Origin of the sequence: Thermomonas paludicola, assembly GCF_024498955.1 — a bacterium.
Classification (GTDB): domain Bacteria; phylum Pseudomonadota; class Gammaproteobacteria; order Xanthomonadales; family Xanthomonadaceae; genus Thermomonas; species Thermomonas paludicola.
Map to the genome: position 1 here is coordinate 2,410,868 of NZ_CP093311.1, position 19,702 is coordinate 2,430,569.

The 19,702-nt window shown below is 66.7% G+C and carries 18 protein-coding genes and 1 riboswitch; of the genes, 10 read left to right on the plus strand and 8 right to left on the minus strand.

Features of this window, described 5'->3' with window-relative positions:
• Window positions 1-2: 2 nt before the first annotated feature.
• Window positions 3-383 (minus strand): J domain-containing protein, encoded by a 381-nt coding sequence (locus tag LIW09_RS11345; RefSeq protein ID WP_256645726.1) that lies wholly within the window; start codon window positions 381-383, stop codon window positions 3-5.
• Window positions 384-454: 71 nt separating this feature from the next.
• Here LIW09_RS11345 and LIW09_RS11350 point away from each other — a divergent pair, with 71 nt between their 5' ends.
• From LIW09_RS11350 to LIW09_RS11360, 3 genes are all read left to right on the plus strand, one after another.
• Complete coding sequence (locus LIW09_RS11350; RefSeq protein ID WP_256645727.1) at window positions 455-1,351, plus strand: phosphoribosylaminoimidazolesuccinocarboxamide synthase; 897 nt, start codon at window positions 455-457, stop codon at window positions 1,349-1,351.
• A gap of 48 nt (window positions 1,352-1,399) precedes the next feature.
• Window positions 1,400-1,885 (plus strand): Mpo1-like protein, encoded by a 486-nt coding sequence (locus LIW09_RS11355; RefSeq protein WP_256645728.1) that lies wholly within the window; start codon window positions 1,400-1,402, stop codon window positions 1,883-1,885.
• Window positions 1,886-1,952: 67 nt separating this feature from the next.
• Window positions 1,953-2,849, plus strand: a complete 897-nt coding sequence (locus tag LIW09_RS11360) for a universal stress protein (protein WP_256645729.1) — start codon at window positions 1,953-1,955, stop codon at window positions 2,847-2,849.
• Window position 2,850: 1 nt separating this feature from the next.
• On the opposite strand, the gene nhaA is transcribed toward LIW09_RS11360, so the two are convergent.
• From nhaA to hppD, 3 genes are all read right to left on the minus strand, one after another.
• Window positions 2,851-4,074, minus strand: a complete 1,224-nt coding sequence (gene nhaA, locus LIW09_RS11365) for a Na+/H+ antiporter NhaA (RefSeq protein WP_256645730.1) — start codon at window positions 4,072-4,074, stop codon at window positions 2,851-2,853.
• 61 nt (window positions 4,075-4,135) lie between these two features.
• Window positions 4,136-5,437 carry a homogentisate 1,2-dioxygenase gene (gene hmgA / locus LIW09_RS11370; protein ID WP_256645731.1) on the minus strand — a complete coding sequence of 434 codons (1,302 nt, stop codon included), beginning with the start codon at window positions 5,435-5,437 and terminating at the stop codon, window positions 4,136-4,138.
• An 84-nt stretch (window positions 5,438-5,521) separates the two neighbouring features.
• Window positions 5,522-6,619, minus strand: a complete 1,098-nt coding sequence (gene hppD / locus LIW09_RS11375) for a 4-hydroxyphenylpyruvate dioxygenase (protein ID WP_338064818.1) — start codon at window positions 6,617-6,619, stop codon at window positions 5,522-5,524.
• Between the two features lie 85 nt (window positions 6,620-6,704).
• Here hppD and LIW09_RS11380 point away from each other — a divergent pair, with 85 nt between their 5' ends.
• Window positions 6,705-7,178 carry a MarR family winged helix-turn-helix transcriptional regulator gene (locus LIW09_RS11380; protein WP_256645732.1) on the plus strand — a complete coding sequence of 158 codons (474 nt, stop codon included), beginning with the start codon at window positions 6,705-6,707 and terminating at the stop codon, window positions 7,176-7,178.
• A gap of 76 nt (window positions 7,179-7,254) precedes the next feature.
• Here LIW09_RS11380 and LIW09_RS11385 read toward each other — a convergent pair whose 3' ends face one another.
• Entirely contained in the window at window positions 7,255-8,787 is a 1,533-nt protein-coding gene (locus LIW09_RS11385; protein ID WP_256645733.1) for a peptide MFS transporter, read from the minus strand.
• 147 nt (window positions 8,788-8,934) lie between these two features.
• Entirely contained in the window at window positions 8,935-9,825 is an 891-nt protein-coding gene (locus LIW09_RS11390) for a tryptophan 2,3-dioxygenase (RefSeq protein ID WP_256645734.1), read from the minus strand.
• Window positions 9,826-9,957: 132 nt separating this feature from the next.
• Here LIW09_RS11390 and LIW09_RS11395 point away from each other — a divergent pair, with 132 nt between their 5' ends.
• From LIW09_RS11395 to LIW09_RS11405, 3 genes are all read left to right on the plus strand, one after another.
• A complete protein-coding gene (locus LIW09_RS11395) occupies window positions 9,958-11,034 on the plus strand; it encodes a thiamine pyrophosphate-dependent dehydrogenase E1 component subunit alpha (protein WP_256645735.1) in 1,077 nt (358 codons plus the stop codon).
• The gene (locus LIW09_RS11400; RefSeq protein ID WP_256645736.1) at window positions 11,031-12,032 is read left to right on the plus strand and encodes an alpha-ketoacid dehydrogenase subunit beta; all 1,002 of its coding nucleotides are present in this window, start codon (window positions 11,031-11,033) and stop codon (window positions 12,030-12,032) included. The genes LIW09_RS11395 and LIW09_RS11400 overlap by 4 nt, the downstream gene beginning before the upstream one ends.
• Window positions 12,033-12,152: 120 nt before the next feature.
• Entirely contained in the window at window positions 12,153-13,484 is a 1,332-nt protein-coding gene (locus tag LIW09_RS11405; protein ID WP_256645737.1) for a dihydrolipoamide acetyltransferase family protein, read from the plus strand.
• 55 nt (window positions 13,485-13,539) lie between these two features.
• Here the strand turns inward: LIW09_RS11405 and bioD are convergent, their stop codons facing one another.
• Window positions 13,540-14,214, minus strand: a complete 675-nt coding sequence (bioD, locus tag LIW09_RS11410) for a dethiobiotin synthase (protein ID WP_256645738.1) — start codon at window positions 14,212-14,214, stop codon at window positions 13,540-13,542.
• A gap of 65 nt (window positions 14,215-14,279) precedes the next feature.
• On the opposite strand from bioD, the gene LIW09_RS11415 reads away from it, so the two are divergent.
• From LIW09_RS11415 to LIW09_RS11425, 3 genes are all read left to right on the plus strand, one after another.
• Window positions 14,280-14,762: a GAF domain-containing protein gene (locus tag LIW09_RS11415; protein ID WP_256645739.1), complete on the plus strand. Its 483-nt coding sequence runs from the start codon at window positions 14,280-14,282 to the stop codon at window positions 14,760-14,762.
• A gap of 20 nt (window positions 14,763-14,782) precedes the next feature.
• Window positions 14,783-15,145: a TfoX/Sxy family protein gene (locus tag LIW09_RS11420; protein ID WP_256645740.1), complete on the plus strand. Its 363-nt coding sequence runs from the start codon at window positions 14,783-14,785 to the stop codon at window positions 15,143-15,145.
• A 26-nt stretch (window positions 15,146-15,171) separates the two neighbouring features.
• Window positions 15,172-15,397: riboswitch (cobalamin riboswitch) on the plus strand.
• 122 nt (window positions 15,398-15,519) lie between these two features.
• Entirely contained in the window at window positions 15,520-17,406 is a 1,887-nt protein-coding gene (locus LIW09_RS11425; RefSeq protein WP_256645741.1) for a TonB-dependent receptor domain-containing protein, read from the plus strand.
• Between the two features lie 76 nt (window positions 17,407-17,482).
• Here LIW09_RS11425 and LIW09_RS11430 read toward each other — a convergent pair whose 3' ends face one another.
• The gene (locus LIW09_RS11430; RefSeq protein ID WP_256645742.1) at window positions 17,483-19,585 is read right to left on the minus strand and encodes a putative bifunctional diguanylate cyclase/phosphodiesterase; all 2,103 of its coding nucleotides are present in this window, start codon (window positions 19,583-19,585) and stop codon (window positions 17,483-17,485) included.
• Window positions 19,586-19,702: the final 117 nt, after the last annotated feature.

Here is a 19,702-nt window from a genome sequence, read left to right on the forward strand (position 1 = left end):
GGTCACTTCTTCCGTAATTTCTGGATGCGGTCGTAGGCCGCGTTGATTTCGCGCGATTTGTGTTCCGCCAGCGCCTGCAGCTCCGGCGCGGCGCCGGCCACCCGATCCGGGTGGTACTGGCTCATCAGCTTGCGATAGGCACGGTCGATGTCGGCGCTGCTGGCATCGCCGGGCAGATTGAACACCTGATACGCCCAGTCCACATCGGCATTGCCGGCGGAGTCGGCCTGCCCGGCATCATCGGCGTGGCTGCGGCGCGACGAGCGGAACACGTCATGGTCGAAGGCATAGCCGACCAGCAGGCCCAGAAATCCGCCTACCGGATGCTTGAGCAGCAGCCAGCCTGCGATGAATCCGAAGAATTGTCCGTACCAACGCTTCATCCGCCCAGTTTACAGGGCGCGCGGGCCGTCCCGGCTTTAAACTGGTCGCCCTTTTCGCGCACCGCACGCCCATGGCCACCACCCTGCTCCAGTCCGACCTGCCCGGCTTGAACCTGATCCATCGCGGCAAGGTGCGCGACGTGTTCGACCTCGGCGACGGTCACCTGCTGATGGTGGCGACCGACCGCCTGAGCGCGTTCGACGTGGTGCTGCCGGATCCGATTCCCGGCAAGGGTGAGATGTTGTGCCAGATCAGCAACTTCTGGTTCGAGAAAACCGCCCACATCATCGCCAACCACCTGACCGGCATCGATGTCGCCTCGGTGCTGCCGGCCGGCGTGGACGCCGCGCTGTACGCCAGGCGCGCGGTGGTGACGAAGAAGCTGACGCCGGTCCCGGTGGAGTGCATCGCGCGCGGCTACATCATCGGCAGCGGCTGGAAGGACTACCAGCGCAGCGGCGCGATCAGCGGAATTGCCCTGCCGGCAGGGCTGCAGCAGGCCCAGCAGCTGCCAGAACCCATTTTCACACCGTCCACCAAGGCGGCAGTGGGTGACCACGACGAGAACATCGACTTCGCCACCGCCGTGGATCTGGTGGGCCGCGAACGTGCCGAACAGGTGCGCGATGCCACGCTGGCGCTGTACGCCTTCGCCCGCGACTACGCGGCGCAGCGCGGGATCCTGCTGGCCGACACCAAGTTCGAGTTCGGCACCGACGCCGACGGCAAGCTCTACGTGATGGACGAGATGCTGACGCCGGATTCGTCGCGCTACTGGCCGGCGGAGCAATACCAGGTCGGCACCAGCCCACCCAGCTACGACAAGCAGTTCGTGCGCGACTACCTGGAAACCCTGGACTGGAACAAGACCGCGCCGGGCCCCACGCTGCCCGCCGAGGTCATCGCCAAAACCCGCGCCAAATACGCCGAAGCGCTGGAAAAGCTGGCCGGCATCGGCGTCGATTGAACGCGTGCCGGGGTATGCTCGACGTGCGTGCATCACCAGCCGGACGGCATGAACACGAACCCTGAACGCCCCATCGATCGCTGGTTCGCGGCGTTTGCGAAACAGCATTCCCGACCGCACACCCTGCTCATCCACGGCATCACCGCGCCGTTGCTGCTGTGGAGCCTGATCGCCCTGCTGTGGTGCGTTCCCACCCCCGGCACCCTGTTCCGTCCGGGGCTGTGGGCGGCGCTGGCGATGTTTGGCGCCTGGATGTTCTATTACCGCGCCTCGCGCGCGATCGGCTTCGGCATGCTGGCGGTGCTGGTGGCGATGGCCTGGGCAACGCGCTTCCTGCACGACGCCGTGGGGGCGCCGACGCTGCTGCGGCTGGCGCTGGGCGTGCTGATCGCGGCGTGGATCGCGCAATCCATCGGCGATCGCTGGCGCGCAGACAACCAGGCACCCGCGCCGGCTGCCAGCCTGCACGCGTTGCTGGTCGGCCCGGCGTGGATCCTGTCCTGGCTGTATCGCAGGCTGGGCCTGCGCTGGTGAACGCCGCGCGGGACAGTGGCCGGCGCGTTCACTACACTCGATCCCATCCCACGCGCAGCGGCCAGCCATGACAATCCGCCCAAAACCCGCCTCCATTCTGCTTGCCACCGACCTGTCGGCACGCTCGGATCGCGCGCAGGCGCGAGCCATCCAGCTGGCACGGCACTGGCAGTCGCGACTGGTGGTGGTGGTGGCACAGTCCGAAGAAGCCAGTTTCAGCCTGCCAAGCGCGTACCACGATGCCGACGCGCCACAGGATGCGCCGGCGCCGGAAACCCCTGCCGCTTACCTCGAACGCATCGCCCGACGCGAACTGGCCGATGCCGGTGTCGCAGTGGAGATCCGGGTGGTGACCGGCGCGCCCGGGCCGGTTGCCGCGGCGGCGGCGGCGGACGCAGGTTGCGGACTGATCATCACCGGCACCTCGCGCAGCGACGCGGTGATGCGCATGGAGCCGGGCTCCACCCTGCGCTGGCTGGCGCGCCATGCCGGGCGGCCAGTGCTGGCCGTGCATGATCGCGTGCGCGGCGCTTATCGGCAGGTGACCGTGGCCAGCGACTATTCGGCGGCGGCCACGGCCGCGCTGCAGCTGGCCGCAAACTGGTTCGACGATGCCGCCAGCCGCATCCTGCTGCACGGCTATCCGGTGCCGCTGGCGACGCTGGCCCTCAACGACGGTCTGCGCGCAGACGCGCTGGCGGTGTTGCAGGCGTCCGCCGATCGCGAAGCCCGCGACGCCCTGGCGCACGCGCTGGGCGATGCCGCCACGGGCTGGGCCTCGCTGGCGCAGGCCGGCGGCCCGGTGCGCCTGCTGCGCGAACACGCGCGAACTGCCAGCACCGAGCTGACCGTGATCGCCAGCCACGGCCGCACGGCCTTGCTGGATCGACTGATGGGCAGCGTGGCCGAACGCCTGCTGGAAACCGTGGGAACCGACCTGCTGGTGGTGCCGCTGGCGCGCTGACTCAGCCGGCCGACGCCGCGCGTGGCAGTGCGCGCCACAGCCACAGCATGCCGAGCACGGCCGCGACCACCGATGCGCCCAGCACGCCCAGCACGCCTTCGGTGTAATGCGCCGGTTGCTCGGCAAACGCCAGCGAGGCGATGAACAGGCTCATGGTGAAGCCGATGCCGCAGAGCAGCCCCAGCCCCAGCATCGAGCGCAGATCCATGCCCTGCGGGAAACGCGCAAATCCGAGCGCGCGCATCGCCAATGCGGCCCCGACAATGCCCAGCGGTTTGCCCAGCACCAGCCCCAAGGCAATGCCGGCCGGCAGCGGCGACAGCAGATCGTCCAGGCGCAGCTGGCCAACCGGCAACCCCGCGTTGGCAAACGCGAACAGCGGCAGGATCACGAACGCCACCGCCGGATGCAGCGCATGTTCCAGCGTTTCCAGCGGCGAGTGCTCCACCGCATCATCGATGGCGTTGCGCGGATCCACGTGCGGAACCATCAACCCGGTCACCACCCCGGCCAGGGTGGCATGCAGGCCGGACTTCAGCACGAAGCCCCACAGCAGCAAACCCAGCACCAGATAGGGCACCAGCTGCGTGACCTTGCGCCGGTTCAACACGAACATCGCCAGCGTCACCAGCGCCGCGCCTCCCAGCGCCATCCACGACATGCCCTGCGAATAGAACAGGGCGATGATCAGGATCGCGATCAGATCATCGGCCACCGCGATGGTCGACAGCAGCAGCTTCATTCCCAGCGGAACGCGCGAGCCCAGCAGCGCCAGCACGCCCAGCGCAAACGCAATGTCGGTGGCGGTGGGAATGGCCCAGCCGCGCATTGCACCGGCATCACCGTGGTTCAACCCCACGTACAGCAGCGCCGGCGCCACCACCCCCGCGCAGGCGCACACCACCGGCAGCAGCAACTGGTCGCGGTCGGACAGCTGGCCCGACACCACTTCGCGCTTGATCTCCAGCGAGACCAGCAGGAAGAACACCGCCATCAGGCCATCGTTGATCCACCAGTGCAGCGACTTGCCCCAACCCTCGCCGCCAAGCGGGGTGTCGCGCAGCACTTCATAGGCATGCGCCAGCGACGAATTGGCACCGACCATCGCCAGCACCGCCGCGACGATCAGCACGATGCCACCCGCCGCTTCGAGCCGGAAGAAGTCAACCAGCGCGCGCTGCGCGCGTGCCAGTACGGTGATCTGCTGGGCGGATTGCTTGTTCATTGCCGCCCAGTATAAAGGCGCACTTCGCAGCCCACGGACAGCGCCGCCGCAGCGCAGGCACTCAACCGCGCGGGTCAAACCGCTTGCGCAGGCCCATCCAGCAGGCCGGGTAACTGCGCTGCCGATGCGCCGCCTCCAGCGCCTGCGCCACCGGGCGAATCACCGCGCGCGTTTCGAACATGATCGCCATGGTGTCGGTGATGTAGTCCGGCTTGCCGGTGTCGATGGCGCTGGCCTTCTCGAAAGTCGCCGCATCCGGGCCGTGCCCGGTCATGCAGTTGTGCAGCGAGCAGCCGCCGGGCGCGAAGCCCTCGGCCTTGGCGTCATATTCGCCATGCACCAGCCCCATGAATTCGCTGGCGATATTGCGGTGGAACCACGGCGGGCGGAAGGTGTCCTGCATCGCAAGGACGCGCGGCGGGAAGATCGCGACATCCACGTTGCTGGTGCCGGGCGTATCGCTGGGTGAATGCAGCACCAGGAAAATCGACGGATCCGGATGATCGAAACTGATCGAGCCGATCACGTTGAAACGGCGCAAATCGTATTTGCAAGGCGCGTAATTGCCATGCCAGCCCACCACGTCCAGCGGCGAATGGTCGATGTCGGCGCGCCACAGATGGCCCTGGAACTTGGTCAGCAACTCGAACCCGCCTTCCACGTCCTCGTATGCGGCATTGGAAATGAGGAAATCGCGCGGATTGGCCAGCCCGTTGCTGCCGATCGGGCCAAGATCGGGCAGTTTGAACAGCGCACCGAAGTTCTCGCACACATAGCCGCGCGCGTCGCCATCCGGCAGCGTCACCCGGAAGCGGATGCCGCGCGGGATCAGCGCGATTTCCTGCGGCTCCACGTCCAGCACGCCCAGTTCCGTCTCGATATGCAGCCGGCCCTGCTGCGGCACGACCAGCAACTCGCCGTCTGCATCGCAGAAAAACCGCCCCTGCATGTCGCGGTTGGCGGCATACAGGTGGATGCCCACGCCGGTGCCCAGATCGGGGCCGCCATTGCCGGCCACGGTGTACAGGCCCTCGACGAAATCGGCCGGCGCCGGCGGCATCGGCATGGGATCCCAGCGCAACTTTTCCGGGGTGACCGGGCCAGCGCCGAACGCGTTGTGGAAGCGCTCGTGTGCAAACGGCTGGAACTCGCCATGCATCGCCGCCGGGCGGATGCGGTACAGCCAGCTGCGCCGGTTCTGGTGGCGCGGCGCGGTGAACGCGGTGCCGGTGAGCTGCTCGGCGTACAGGCCGTGCGCCACGCGCTGCGGAGAATTGCGCCCTACCGGCAGGGTGCCGGGCAGGGCTTCGGTGGCGAATTCGTTGCCGAAGCCGGTCTGGTAGCCGGTGCTTTCGATGCTCATGCGCGATCCCGTGCGTGGTGGATGTGTCGAACCGGAAGCAGTCGCGCGTCCCGGGCTGTCATGCCCGGGACGGGCGCTGGAAAATCACAGCACGCCACGACGCATCTGGTCGCGTTCGATGCTCTCGAACAGGGCCTGGAAGTTGCCTTCGCCAAACCCTTCATTCCCCTTGCGCTGGATGATCTCGAAGAAGATCGGGCCCAGCGCGTTCTTGGTGAAAATCTGCAGCAATTTGCGCTGCTTGGTCTCCGGATCGGCGTCGATCAGGATGCTGTTCCTGCGCAGCCGCTCCAGGTCTTCCCCGTGGTTGGGGATGCGCTGGTCCACCACGTCGAAGTAGGTGTCCGGCGTGTCCAGGAACTCGATGCCGGCCGCGCGCATCTTCTCCACCGTGTCGTAGATGTCGTTGGTGAAGCAGGCGATGTGCTGGATGCCCTCGCCCTTGTACTGATCGAGGTATTCGTTGATCTGCGATTTCGGATCGGACGATTCATTGAGCGGGATGCGCACCATGCCATCCGGCGCGGTCATCGCCTTCGACAGCAGCCCGGTCTTGGCGCCCTTGATGTCGAAATAGCGGATTTCGCGGAAGTTGAACAGGCGCTCGTAATAATCCGACCACTTCGCCATGTTCCCCTGATAGAGGTTATGGGTGAGATGGTCGATGAAGGTCAGGCCGAAGCCGGCCGGCATTTTCTCCGCGCCCGGCAGCCATTCGTAGTCGGGGTCATGGATGGTGCCTTCGCTGTCGTAGCGATCCACCAAGTACAGCATGCAGCCGCCAATTCCCTTGATCACCGGCGCGGCCACGGCTTTGCTCAACTCATCCTTGGCGTCGAACGATTCCGCGCCGTTCTTCAGCGCCTGCACCCGCGCCCACTCCGCCAGCGTGTTGATGCGGATCGCAAAGCCGCAGGCCGACGGGCCATGCTGTTCGGCGAAGCGCGCGGCGAACGAATCCGGATCTTCATTGACCAGGAAGGTGCAGTCGCCCTGCCGATAAGTCTGGATCGGGCGGGTCTTGTGCCGCGCCACTTGCACGAATCCCAGCTTGCGGATGTAGTCGTGCAGATGACCCAGCTGCGCCTGCGGGGCGGTGTATTCGACGAACTCGAAACCGTCGATGCCCATCGGGTTTTCGAATGTGGTCGGCTGCATGCCAAGATTGGGGTGCGCGCTCATGGTGTGACTCCTCAACGCCGGGAATCCGCATTCTATAGTTGCAATTGCAACCATCTCAAGTGATTGCTCAACAGGCCTGACCACCATGCCCGAACGTACCGCCCTCGACCTGCAGACATTCCTGCCCTACCGCCTCAGCGTGCTGTCCAACCGCACCTCGGACGCGATCGCGCGCGAGTACTCGCAGCGCTTCGCGTTGGGCGTCACCGAATGGCGGGTGATGGCCGTGCTGGGCCGCTTCCCGGGCCTGTCGGCCAACCAGGTGGCGCAGCGCACGGCGATGGACAAGGTGGCAGTGAGCCGGGCCGTGGCCAAGCTGCTGGACTCGGGGCGGCTGCTGCGCGATTTCGACGACGATGACCGCCGCCGGTCGGTGCTGCGGCTGTCCGACGCCGGCCATGTGATCTACGAGCAGGTGGTGCCGTTGGCGCTGGGATTCGAAAAACTCATCCTGGCCGGGATGTCGGGAACGGAGCGCGAACTGCTGTTTCGCCTGCTCGACCGGCTGGACGAGCTGGAGCTGCGCGCGGAATCGTCCACCCTGCCTGCCAGCGACTGACGCGCGCCAGGCAACCGGGACGCACATGCAAACGGCGGCCCGAAGGCCGCCGTTCGTGTTTCGACATGGCGCTCGATTATTTCACGCCGTGCATCAGTTTCTGGATCAGCGGCGCGATCAGGAACAGCACCACGCCAGAACCCACCAGCGCATAGAAGCCGAAGGTGTAACCGGTATGCGCGGAGGCCACGGTCATGCCGCCCTCGCCGCTGACCTTGCCGGCGAAGATGCCGGCCAGGTTGTTGCCGATCGCGATCGACAGGAACCAGCAACCCATCGCGAAACCGGTGAGCTTGGCCGGAGCCAGCTTGGTGGTCATCGACAGGCCGATCGGCGACAGGCACAGCTCGCCCACCGACTGGATCACGTAGACCATGAACAGCGTCCAGAACGGGATCTTGCCGGCATCATCGACCATGCTCTTCAGCGCCACCATCAGCAGCAGGAACGCCAGGCCATTGAAGATCAGGCCGAGGCCGAACTTGCGCGGAATGGTCGGGTTGTTCTTGCCCATCTTGACCCACAGCCAGGCCAGGATCGGGGCCAGCGCGATGATCGCCACCGAGTTGACCGACTGGAACCAGGACACCGGGAAATCATTGGTGCCGGCCAGCGCCTGGAACAGGCTGGTCATGCCGATATCGCGGTTGACGATCTTGTCGGCCAGGAAGTTGAACGAACTGCCGGCCTGCTCGAAGAACATCCAGAACAGCACGTTGAACACGAAGATGAGCAGCATCGCCATCACCTTGTCGCGCGCCACCCCGCCTTCACGCACGCCCTCGCGGAACAGCATCACCGCGGGAATCACGAACAGCGCCATCAGGATGTACTGCAGCAGGTTGGCGTCGATGGTGAGCAGCGTGTAGAACACCGGAATGCCGATCAGCACGCCGCCCACCAGCACCAGCGAGACGTTGCGCAGGCCGGTCTGGTGGTCGCTGGGCATGCCGATGCCCTTGAGCTGGCGACGACCGAACCAGAACCACACCAGGCTGAGCAGCATGCCGATGCCGGCGGCGATGAACACCACCTTGTAGGCCGGCATGTCTTCGATGCCGAACATTTTCTTGGCCAGGTACTGGGTGATCAGCGGGGCGACCAGGGCGCCCAGGTTGATGCCCATGTAGAAGATGGTGAAGCCCGAGTCGCGGCGTTCATCACTCTGTGCGTAAAGCTTGCCCACCAGCGTGGAGATGATCGGCTTGAACAGACCGTTGCCGACGATGACCGTGGCCAGGCCCAGCTTGAACATCGACTCGCTCGGCATCGCCAGCAGGAACAGCCCGGTGGCCATGATGACGGCGCCCAGCAGGATCGAGCGCTGGTGGCCAATCAATTTGTCGGCGATGAAGCCGCCGAAGATCGCGCCGGCGTACACCAGCGCCAAGTAGGCACCGTACAGCTCGCTGGCGGGCTTTTCGCCAGAGGCATCGCCGCCGTGGAACTGCGCGACGATGTACAGCACCATCGCCCAGCGGATGCCGTAGAACGCGAAGCGCTCCCAGAATTCCGACATGAACAGCATCCACAGCGGACGCGGGTGTCCCATCAACTGTGGGAATTCCGGTGGATTTCCCGGCGTGGATGTCGTTGCGGCTCCGCTCATGCGGCTTCCCCCATCGTGTTATGCGTGAATAAGGATGTCGAACCGGGCCACGGCGGGCGCGGAACCGGTCGAGAATGGCCGAGGCATCCCGTCTACGTCAAACCCAGGAGATGCTGCACCGCAGCAATGCGCGCCCGGGTTGCGGCGCTATTCCGCAGGGCAGCCCCGCCCCGGGCCGATCGAGGTACGCACCTCGAACAACTCCGGGAAGAAGGTCAGATCGAGTGCCCGCTTGAGGAAACTCACGCCGCTGGATCCGCCGGTGCCGCGCTTGAATCCGATGATGCGCATCACCGTGCGCATGTGGCGGAAACGCCACAGCTGGAACTGGGTTTCCAGGTCCACCAGGTCCTCGCACAGCTGGTATTCGCGCCAGTAGCGGCCGGTGTCTTCATAGATGCGTTCGAATACCGGCAGCAGCGCCTCATCCAGCACGTGCGGCTGCGCCCAGTCGCGCACCAGGTGCGCATCGGGCACGGCGTGGCCCCAGCGCGCCAGATAGCGCAGGAATTCGTCATACAGGCTGGGCGCGCGCAGCACCGTTTCCAGCGCGGCCTGGCCGGCCGGATCGTGCGCGAATACCTTCAGCATGGCCGCGTTCTTGTTGCCCATCAGGAATTCGACGCTGCGGTACTGCAATGACTGGAACCCGGACGACGGCCCCAGCACGTCACGGAACTGCATGTATTCCGACGGCGTCAGCGTTTCCAGTACCGACCATTGCGCGGTGAGCTGGTCAAGCACGCGCTTGCAGCGCGACGCCGCCTTGCCGAACTGCCAGACCCGGTCGTTGTGCAGGTGGCCCACGGCCGCGCCCAGCTCATGGATCAGCAGCTTCAGCCACAGTTCGCTGGTCTGGTGCTGGATGATGAACAGGATCTCGTCGTGCTGCGGCGGACTCGACAGCGGCTGCTGCGCCGACAGCAGCCGATCCAGCCGCAGGTAACCGGCGTACGTGATGCGGCCGGCAAGGTCGGTGTGGATGTCGGCTTCCAGATCGCGCTGGTTGCGGCTTGCGGTGTTGGCGTCGCTGCTCATCGCGCGATTCTCGCACGCGTCCCGCCGGCGCGCCTTGATGGGCGTCGCCCGTGCTGCAATGCCGCAGTGCGCAATGGGCAGGAACGGCTGGCCCGGTATCATTGCAGGATCGTTCCGCAAAATCAGGCGATCATGACCACAGCCGCCACCTTCCAAATCGAATACCTGCAATACCTCAAACCCGATGGCACCCTCGCCGCCCCGCTGCCGCCCGCGGTACCGGACGCGGCGGCGCTGCTGCCGGTCTTCAAGCAGATGCTGTTCCTGCGCACCTTCGACAGCAAGGCCATCGCCCTGCAGCGCACCGGCAAGCTGGGCACCTATGCCGCCTGCCTGGGACACGAGGCCACCCACGTCGGCATCGGCGCGTCAATGCAGCCCGAGGACGTGTTCGCGCCCAGCTACCGCGAATACGGCGCGCAGTTCGCACGCGGCATGCGCCCGCGCGAGGTGCTGATGTACTGGGGTGGCGACGAGCGCGGCAACCTGCTGACCGGCGCACCGGCCCACGACTATCCGTGGTGCGTGCCGATTTCCACCCAGATGCTGATGGCCTCCGGCGCCGCGCTGAGCTTCAAGCTGCGCAAGCAGGACCGGGTGGCGGTGGCGGTGTGCGGCGACGGCGGCTCGTCGAAAACCGACTTTTACGCAGCAGTGAATTCGGCCGGCGCCTACACGCTGCCGCTGGTGCTGTGCGTGGTCAACAACGGCTGGGCGATCAGCGTGCCGCGCAAGGCCCAGACCGGCGCCGAGACGCTGGCGCAGAAGGGCCTGGCCGGCGGCCTGCACTGCCTGCAGGTGGACGGCAACGACCTGATCGCCGTGCTGGAAGCCATGCGCCGCGCCCACCAGCGCGCGCGCAGCGGCGAAGGCGGCAGCGTGATCGAGTTCATCACCTATCGCCTGCACGACCACACTACCGCCGACGACGCGCGCCGCTACCGCGGCGACGCCGAGGTGAAGGAGGCGTGGACCAGGGAACCGTTCCTGCGCCTGCGCACCTTCCTCGCCGAGCAGAAGCTGTGGGACGAAGCGCAGGAAAAAGCCTGGATCGAGGAGTGCGGCAAGCGCGTGGACGAAGAGATCAACGCCTACTTGAATACCCCGGTACAACCGGTGGAAGCGATGTTCGACTACCTGTACGGCGACATGCCGGCCGACGTGCTGGCGCAGCGCGACGCTGCCATTGCACTGGAGGGCCGGGCATGAGCGCGCAACCGGTGACCTCTGCTCCCATCACCCTGATCGAAGCCATCACCCAGGCGCTGGCCTACGAGTTGCGCAGCGACGAGCGCGTGCTGGTCCTGGGCGAAGACGTGGGCGTCAATGGCGGCGTGTTCCGCGCCACCGCCGGCCTGTCGGCCGTGTTCGGCCCCGAGCGCATCCTGGATACGCCGCTGGACGAAACCACCATCGCCGGCCTGACCGTGGGCATGGCCTCGCAAGGCATGCGCCCGGTGGCCGAGGCGCAGTTCGACGGCTTCATGTACCCGATGGTCGACTTCATCGTCTGCCATGCCGCGCGCATGCGCTACCGCACCCGCGGCCGGTTGACCTGCCCGATGGTGCTGCGGGTGCCGTGGGGCGGCGGCATCCGCGCGCCGGAACATCATTCCGAAGCCAACGAATCCATCTTCACCAACGTGCCCGGCCTGCGCGTGGTGATGCCGTCCAGCCCGCAGCGTGCCTACGGCCTGCTGCTGGCCGCGATCCGTGACCCGGATCCGGTGATCTACATGGAACCGAAGCGGATCTACCGGCAGTACAAGGAACTGGTTCCCGACGACGGCGAAGCGCTGCCGCTGGACGTCTGTTTCGTGCTGCGCGATGGCAGCGACATCACCCTGGTGACCTGGGGCGCGCAGGTGAAGGAAACCCTGGAGGCGGCAGAGAAACTGGCTGCCGAAGGAATCAGCGCCGAAGTCATCGACGTCGCCACGCTGACCCCGCTGGACTTCCCCACCATCGCCGAATCGGTGGCCAAGACCGGCCGCTGCGTGATCGTCCACGAAGCGGCCAAGACTGCCGGCTTCGGTGCCGAAATCGCCGCCCGCGTCGCCGAAGAATGCCTGTTCGACCTGCTGGCGCCGGTCGAGCGCGTCACCGGCTACGACACCCACATCCCGCTGTTTCGGCTGGAAATGAAGTACCTGCCAAGCGTGGACAAAGTGGTCGCCGCCGCCAGGCGCGCGATGGCCTACTCCTGACCTCGCTCATCCCCGCGAAAGCGGGGATCCCGCGCCTTTCGCCATCATCAACATCAACATCAACGTCGCCGGATTCCCGCCTTCGCGGGAATGACGGCAACAGCTAAAGCGAGCAACCCCATGAGCAAGAAATTCCTGCTTCCCGACCTCGGCGAAGGCCTGCCGGACGCCACCATCGTCGAGTGGTACGTGAAGGTAGGCGACATCATCAAGCTGGACGAAAACCTGGTGTCGATGGAAACCGCCAAGGCGGTGGTCGATGTGCCTTCGCCGGTCTCGGGCAAGGTCCTGAAACTGGCCGGCGCCGCCGGCGACGTCATCATCACCGGCGCGGTGCTGGCCGAATTCGAAATCGACCCCAGCCTGCCGCAGCGCGCGGAGGGGCAGGATACCGGCCATCACCACGGCCCGCCGCCCAGCGCGCCGGAACCGGCCGCCGCCGTGCCCGCGCCGAAGGCCGAGGATGCGCAGGCAGACGCCGGCACCGTGGTCGGCGCGATGCAGGTCGGCAATGCCGTGGTCAGCGAGGCCGCGGTTGCCGTGGGCGGCGTCAGGGCGGTGCCCGCGGTGCGGGCGATGGCGCGCAAGCTCGGCGTCGATCTCACCCGCGTGCAGGCGACCGGGCCGGACGGCACGGTGGGCATGGCCGACGTCAAGCGCGCCGCTGCCGACGGCAGCGCCAAGCCGGGCGCCGCGCCGGTTCGCACCGCTGCCGCAGCGCCAGCCGCCACGCCAGCACCTGTCGCAGCGCAGCGCAGCACCCTGTCGCAGTCCGGCAAGCCGATGCGCACGCAGCCACCGGGCGTGACCGCCAGCGGCCAGCCCGAACAGCTCAAGGGCGTGCGTCGCAACATGGCCCGGGTCATGGCCGATGCACACGCGCAGGTGGTGCCAACCACGTTGGTGGATGATGCGGATCTGCACGCCTGGAGCGGCCGGCAGGACATCACCGCCCGCCTGATCCGCGCGATCTGCGCAGCGGCCAAAGCCGTGCCGGCGCTCAACGCGTGGTTCGACGGCAAGAACCTGACCCGCACCCTGCATCCGCAGGTGGATATCGGCATCGCGGTGGATACCGACGACGGCCTGTTCGTGCCGGCACTGCGCAATGCCGACATGCTCGACGCGACCAGCATCCGCACCGCGATCAAGCGCCTGCGCGCACAGGTGGAAGACCGCAGCATCCCGCCGTCGGAGCTGTCCGGCTACACGATTTCGCTGTCCAACTTCGGCATGTTCGCCGGCCGCTACGCAACCCCGGTCGTGGTGCCGCCGTGCGTGGCCATCGTCGGCGCCGGCAAGCTGTCGCATGACGTGGTGGCGGTGATGGGAGGAATCGAAGTGCATCGCCGGATGCCGATCAGCCTGACCTTCGACCACCGCGCCGCCACCGGCGGCGAAGCGGCGCGCTTCCTGGCGGCCTTGCTGGACGATTTGTCGCAGCCAGCGTGACGGCCGGGGCCGGGGCACCGGGCGCGGCCGTTCCACGGCTGCGCCCACCACGCATCTAAGCCTCCATGGGCAGCCGCAGCTGCCGCGCCAGCGCCGCCGGATCGGGCGCAACCGCGTGCGGCAACACGCCCCAGCACGGCGCCGGCAGGCGCGCACGCAACATCGCAAGATTGTCGTCCACGCGTGCCATCCGTGGGTCCACGTGCGAGGCGATCCAGCCCGCCAGATGCATGCCATCGGCCGCGATCGCGCGCGCGCTGAGCAGGGCGTGATTGAGGCAGCCCAGCCGCAACCCCACCACCAACAGCACCGGCAAGCGCAGCGCGCGCACCAGATCGGCTTGCATCAAGCACGCCGACAGCGGTGCCGCCCAACCTCCCACGCCCTCCACCACCAGCGCGTCGGACTGCGCCGCCAGCCGCGCGTATGCCCGCAGGATTGGCGGCAACGCGACCTCCGTCCCCGCATCGCGCGCGGCCAGCTCGGGCGCCAGCGGATGCTCCAGCGCGAAAGGATTGATGTCGGCGTAGGCAACGCCGGACGCACCCGCTGCCTGCAACGCCAGTGCGTCCTCGTTCTGCCATTGCCCCGCAGTCGACGCGCAACCGCTGGCCACCGGCTTCATGCCGGCCGCGCGCAAGCCATGCGCGCGCAACGCGTGCAGCAGGGCGCAGCTGGCCAGCGTCTTGCCAATGCCGGTATCGGTGCCGGTGACGTAAAGCGAGAACATCGCAACTCCTTGCACGACGGGTGCACGATGGTAATCCCGCGCGCGCCGGTTGCTACACTGCGCGCATGAGCTTCTCCGCCACCACACTCACCGGCAGCAAGCCGGAACAATTCGCGCAGCTGCTGGAACAGGCGCGCGCACTGCTGCACGGCGAGCGCGACCGCATCGCCAATGCAGCCAACCTGTCGTCGCTGGTGTACCACGCGCTGCCCGATCTCAACTGGGTTGGCTTCTACTTCTTCGATGGCACCGAGCTGGTCGTCGGTCCGTTCCAGGGGTTGCCGGCCTGCGTCCGCATCCCGCTTGGAAAGGGCGTGTGCGGCGCGGCGGCAAGCACGCGGCAAACGCAGCGGGTGGACGACGTGAACGCGTTCCCGGGCCATATCGCCTGCGACTCCGCCTCGCGCTCCGAACTGGTGGTCCCGCTGTATCAAGGCGATGCGCTGCTGGGCGTGTTCGACATCGACAGTCCGCTTCCATCGCGTTTTTCCGTTGAAGACCAACAAGGCCTTGAACAGATTGCCAAGGCATTCCTGGAGTCGTTGTAGTGGCGGAAAGTCCCCGGAAAATGCGCAACATCGGCCCGAAATCAGCGGCCTGGCTGCGCCAGGTGGGCCTGCGCTCGCTGGAGGACATCACCGCCATCGGCACGGTGGAAGCGTTCATGAAGGTGCGCCGCGCCGGCTTCAAGCCCAGCCTCAATCTGCTGTACTCGCTGGAAGGCGCGCTGCAGGACTGCCACTGGCAGGAAATTCCGGAGGCGCGCCGCAGCGAATTGGTGCAGGCCGCCGACGCCGCCATCGCGCTGCTGCCACCGCCGCGCGGCCGACCTGCGGCGGCGCCGGTGACCACGACCCATCACGAGGTTGCCGATTCCCCCGCCTTCGCGCTGTTCGATGACGAGCGCGACCCGCCGGCGCCAGTCGACTGACCCGAGCGCGGCCAGCGACGGCACGCTACACTAGCCCGGCTTGAGGTGATCCAGCGGCATCCACCGCTGGATTGAAACGGGAAGCCGGTGACGAAGCGCGCATGCGCATCCAGTCCGGCGCTGCCCCCGCAACGGTAAGCGAGACAAGTTCGGCATCGGCCACTGTGCATTGGCATGGGAAGGCGCCTGACGGGAACATCCACGGATGCTCCGCTCGCAAGCCCGGAGACCGGCCACAAGCAAGACTGATGGCGATGCGGAGGGCATTGCGCGGCCCTGCGTTGCGCCCGCGCACCGCCTGCGTCCGTATCTCCTTCCGCAGCCCATCGCCCACAACCCCAGGGCGCGCGGGCGTGCGCGCCGGAGAATCCCCGATGTCTTGCCGCAACACTCCACTCCGCGTCAGTGCGCTCACGCTTGCACTGGCGCTGCCCGCGTTGGCGACAGCCTCCCCCGACGACGCAAAAACCCTGGATGGCGTGATCGTCACCGCCACCCGCACACCCACCACCGTTGACGCCGCGCTTGCCGCCGTGGAGGTCATCGACCGCACGCAGATCGAGCGCAGCAGCGCGCATTCCCTGCCGGAACTGCTGCGCGGCCGCGCCGGCATCACCATCGTCAATCAGGGCGGGCTGGGCAAGCTGAGCACGCTGTTCCTGCGCGGCACCGAATCCGACCACACCCTGTTCCTCATCGATGGCATCCGCGTGGGCTCGCCCACTTCCGGGCTGACCTCGTTGCAGGACATCCCGCTGGCGCAGATCGAGCGCATCGAAATCGTGCGCGGCCCGCGTTCCTCGCTGTACGGCGCCGATGCCATCGGCGGCGTCATCCAGATCTTCACCCGACAGGGCGCGGGCCAACACGGCCTGCAAGGGCGCGCGCGCGTCGGTGCCGGCAGTCACGGCCTGCGCGAAGCCTCGGCAGGCATCGGCCTGCGCGGCGCGCACGGCGGCGTGAGCGTGGATCTGGCGCATCAGTCCACGGATGGCATCAACGCCTGCCTCGGCTTCTACAACCCGTCCAACTACAGCGGCGCCGGCTGCTTCATCGTGCCGGGCACGCATCTGGACCGCGATGGCTACCGCAACAACAGCGCCAGCCTGCGCGCCGATTTCTCGCCCGGCGACGCCTGGACGTTCGATGCGCAGGCCTTCCGCGCCATCGGTCACAACGACTATGACGGCGACTACGTGGACAATTCCGATATCGTCCAGCAGGTCGTCGGCGGCAGCGTGCGCTGGGCGCCGTCCAGCGGGATCCAGTTCAAACTCGGCATGGGCCGAAATACGGATGATTCCGACAATTCCCTCGGCAACATCTTTGCCAACCGATACAGCACCACCCGCGACAGCGCCAACCTGCAGGGCGACTTCACCGTGTCACCGGGCCAGGTGCTTACCGCAGGCCTCGATTGGCTGCGTGACCGCGCCAACGTGATCGACCCGTGGTTGCCGCCCTACGCGCCCACGCGCGGCAATCGCGCCGGCTTTATCCAGTATCAGGGCGACTTCGGCGCACAGGACTGGCAGGTGTCCGTGCGCCGCGACAACAACGACCAGTTCGGCGGGCACACCACCGGCAGCATCGCCTGGGGCATGGACATCGGCGCGGGCTGGCGCGTCACCGCCAGCCACGGCACCGCGTTCAAGGCGCCCAGCTTCAACGAGCTGTACTACCCCGGCTTCAGCAACCCGTTGCTGCGCCCGGAGGATTCACGCAGCAGCGAACTCTCGCTGGCGCGCAGCGGCGACGACTGGCAGGTACAGGCCAACGCCTATCAGACGCGCATCAACGACTTGATCGCCTACGATGCATTGGCCGGCAAGCCCAACAACGTGGAGACCGCGCGCATTCGCGGCGTGGAGCTGACCGGCAGCGCGCAGCTTGGCCAGTGGCATGTGCGGGGCCAGCTGGGTTGGCTGGAAACCCGCAACCTCAGCGCCGGTTTCAACCACGGCAAGCACCTTGCACGTCGCCCGTCGCGCAGCGTGCGGCTGGACCTGGATCGCGACATCGGCAACTGGGGCGTCGGCATTTCCGGCATTGGCGAATCCGCGCGCTGGGACGACGTGGGCAACACCGCGCGCGTGGGCGGCTACGGCACGGTCGATGCGCGCGTGTCCTGGCGCTTCAGCCCGGCGTGGACGCTGCAGGCGAACGTGGCCAATGCATTCGACCGGCGCCATGAAACCAGCGCGTGGTACGCCCAGCCCGGTCGCGAGTACGCACTCAGCCTGCGCTGGCAACCCGAATAAGGAAGCGTCGCTGCAAGGAAGCAACAAGCCCGGCAGGGATGCCGGGCTTTTTTGTTGCGCCACGGCGGGCAACCGGTCAGGCGTCTTGCGCCAGCCGCTGGCACGCACGCAGCAGGTCGCGGCATTCCGCAGGCGGCAGCGGCGGGAAGAACAGGTAGCCCTGCGCCTGGTCGCAGCGGTTGTCGCGCAGATAGGCGAATTGCGCATGGTTCTCCACCCCCTCGGCCACCACCGTCAGGCCCAGGCTGCGCGCCAGCGCGATGATGGTTCGCACGATGGCGACATCGTTTTCATTGCCCGGAATGTCGGAGATGAAGGAGCGATCGATTTTCAGACAATGGATGGGAAACGTCTTGAGGTAGCTCAGCGACGAATACCCGGTGCCGAAATCATCGATGGAGATGCGCACCCCCAATCGCTCCAGATCGACCAGCACCACGGTCGCCGCGGACAGGTCATCCATCAGCGCCGATTCGGTGATTTCCAGCTCCAGGTCAGCCGGCTGCAGGCCGGTGTCGCGCAGCACCTTGCTGACTTCCTCGGCGAGATCACGCTGGCGGAATTGCCGCGCCGACAGGTTCACCGCCACGCTTCCCGTGGGCAGCCCTTCCATCCGCCATTCGCGCAATTGGCGGCAGGCCTCGCGCAGCACCCAATCACCAATCGGCAGGATCATCCCGCTGCGCTCGGCCACCGCGATGAATTCGTCCGGACGCACGCTGCCAAGCTCGGGGGAATTCCAGCGCAGCAGGGCTTCCCAACCGGTCAGGCGCCCGGATTCGATCTCCCACTTCGGCTGGTAATGCAGCGCCAGTTCCTTGCGCTCCAGCGCGTGGCGCAGGCGTGCCTCAAGCAATGCGCGGCGCTGGAACCCCTTGTCCAGTTCCTCGGTAAACACCACCAGGCAATTGCGCCCGGCCTGCTTGGCCTGGTGCATCGCCAGATCGACTTGCCGCATCCATGTGCTGACCGATCCCTCGCCGCCGGAAAACACCACCAGACCGATACTGGCTCCGATCCCCACACGGTCATCGTCGATCTCGAACTCGCGCGCCAGCGCCAGCAGCAACGCATCACCCACATGCCTGGCCTCCGCCAGCGCCACGCCATCCAGGTGGATCACGAACTCGTCGCCGCTGAACCGGGCCACGCAGGCACCGGGCGGCAGGCATTCGCGAATGCGCGCGGCGATCATCACCAGCAACCGATCCCCCTGCTCGTGGCCCAGCGTGTCGTTGACGTTCTGGAAATGATCCAGATCCAGCAGCAGCAGTGCGCCCCCGCGCAACTTCAATTGCGCAAGCCGCTCGGTGAAGGCCGTGCGATTGGGCAGACCGGTCAGTGAATCGTGGGCCAGCATGTGCCGCATCTGCCGGAAGGGCCGGTTCACCGCCTCGGCATAAATGGCGCGATACAGGAAGCAATACGCCGCCAGCTTGTACAGATGGCCCAACAAGTTGGCCGAACTGGCCACGCGCCCGTACAGCGACGCAAACAGCTCGCTCACCGCCATCAACAGCAAGGCCAGCAGCAGGCTGCCGAATTCGCAGCCGGTGATGGCCTTGCGCCGCAGCACCAGCAGCAAGGCCGCGCCAAGGTACAGGGCAAACGCGCCCCACTCCATGCCTACCTTGAGCGGGGTCAGCCCCTGCTCATCCGCATACATGAGCGTGATGCGGGTCGGGTTGGTCAATGGCAGCCACGCCACGGCAGCCACCAGCAGCAACACGCCGGCAAACCAGGCACTGCGTATCCAGGGCGAACGCGGCGCCGGCCGTTCCGCCAGCAACACATAGGCAAGCAGCCCGATCGCCGCGGCATAGCGGGCCAGCAACCAGAACAGGATCGCCTTGTGCGGCGAATTGGCGCTGCCAAGCTCCGGCATCCCCACGTAGGCGAGCAGGTGCAGCATGTCGAACAGAGCAACCGCGAGGAAGGCACCGCCCAGCTCCATCGTGCGGGTGGAACGCCGTGCTTCGGCCGTGCCGATGCCGGTGACGAAGACCAGCACCGCCAGCACCACGGCGAGGATTTCCAGCACCGAATGGATCGCCAGGAACTGCGGCGGATCGAGGGCCAGCTGCTGACCCGGCACGGCTTGCCAGACCAGCAGTGGAATCGCCAGCGCCAGCAGCAGGAATCCAGCGATCCGATTCGGCGCCGGTGTTTGCATTCGCATCAAGCCACCTGGTTGTCGGTGCGGAACACGCGACCCGGCGATCCTGCCAGGGGCTGGCAGTGCCCGTTCGCGCTGGAAGATCCCCTTCCCGTTTCATCCTAAACCGATTTCATCCGC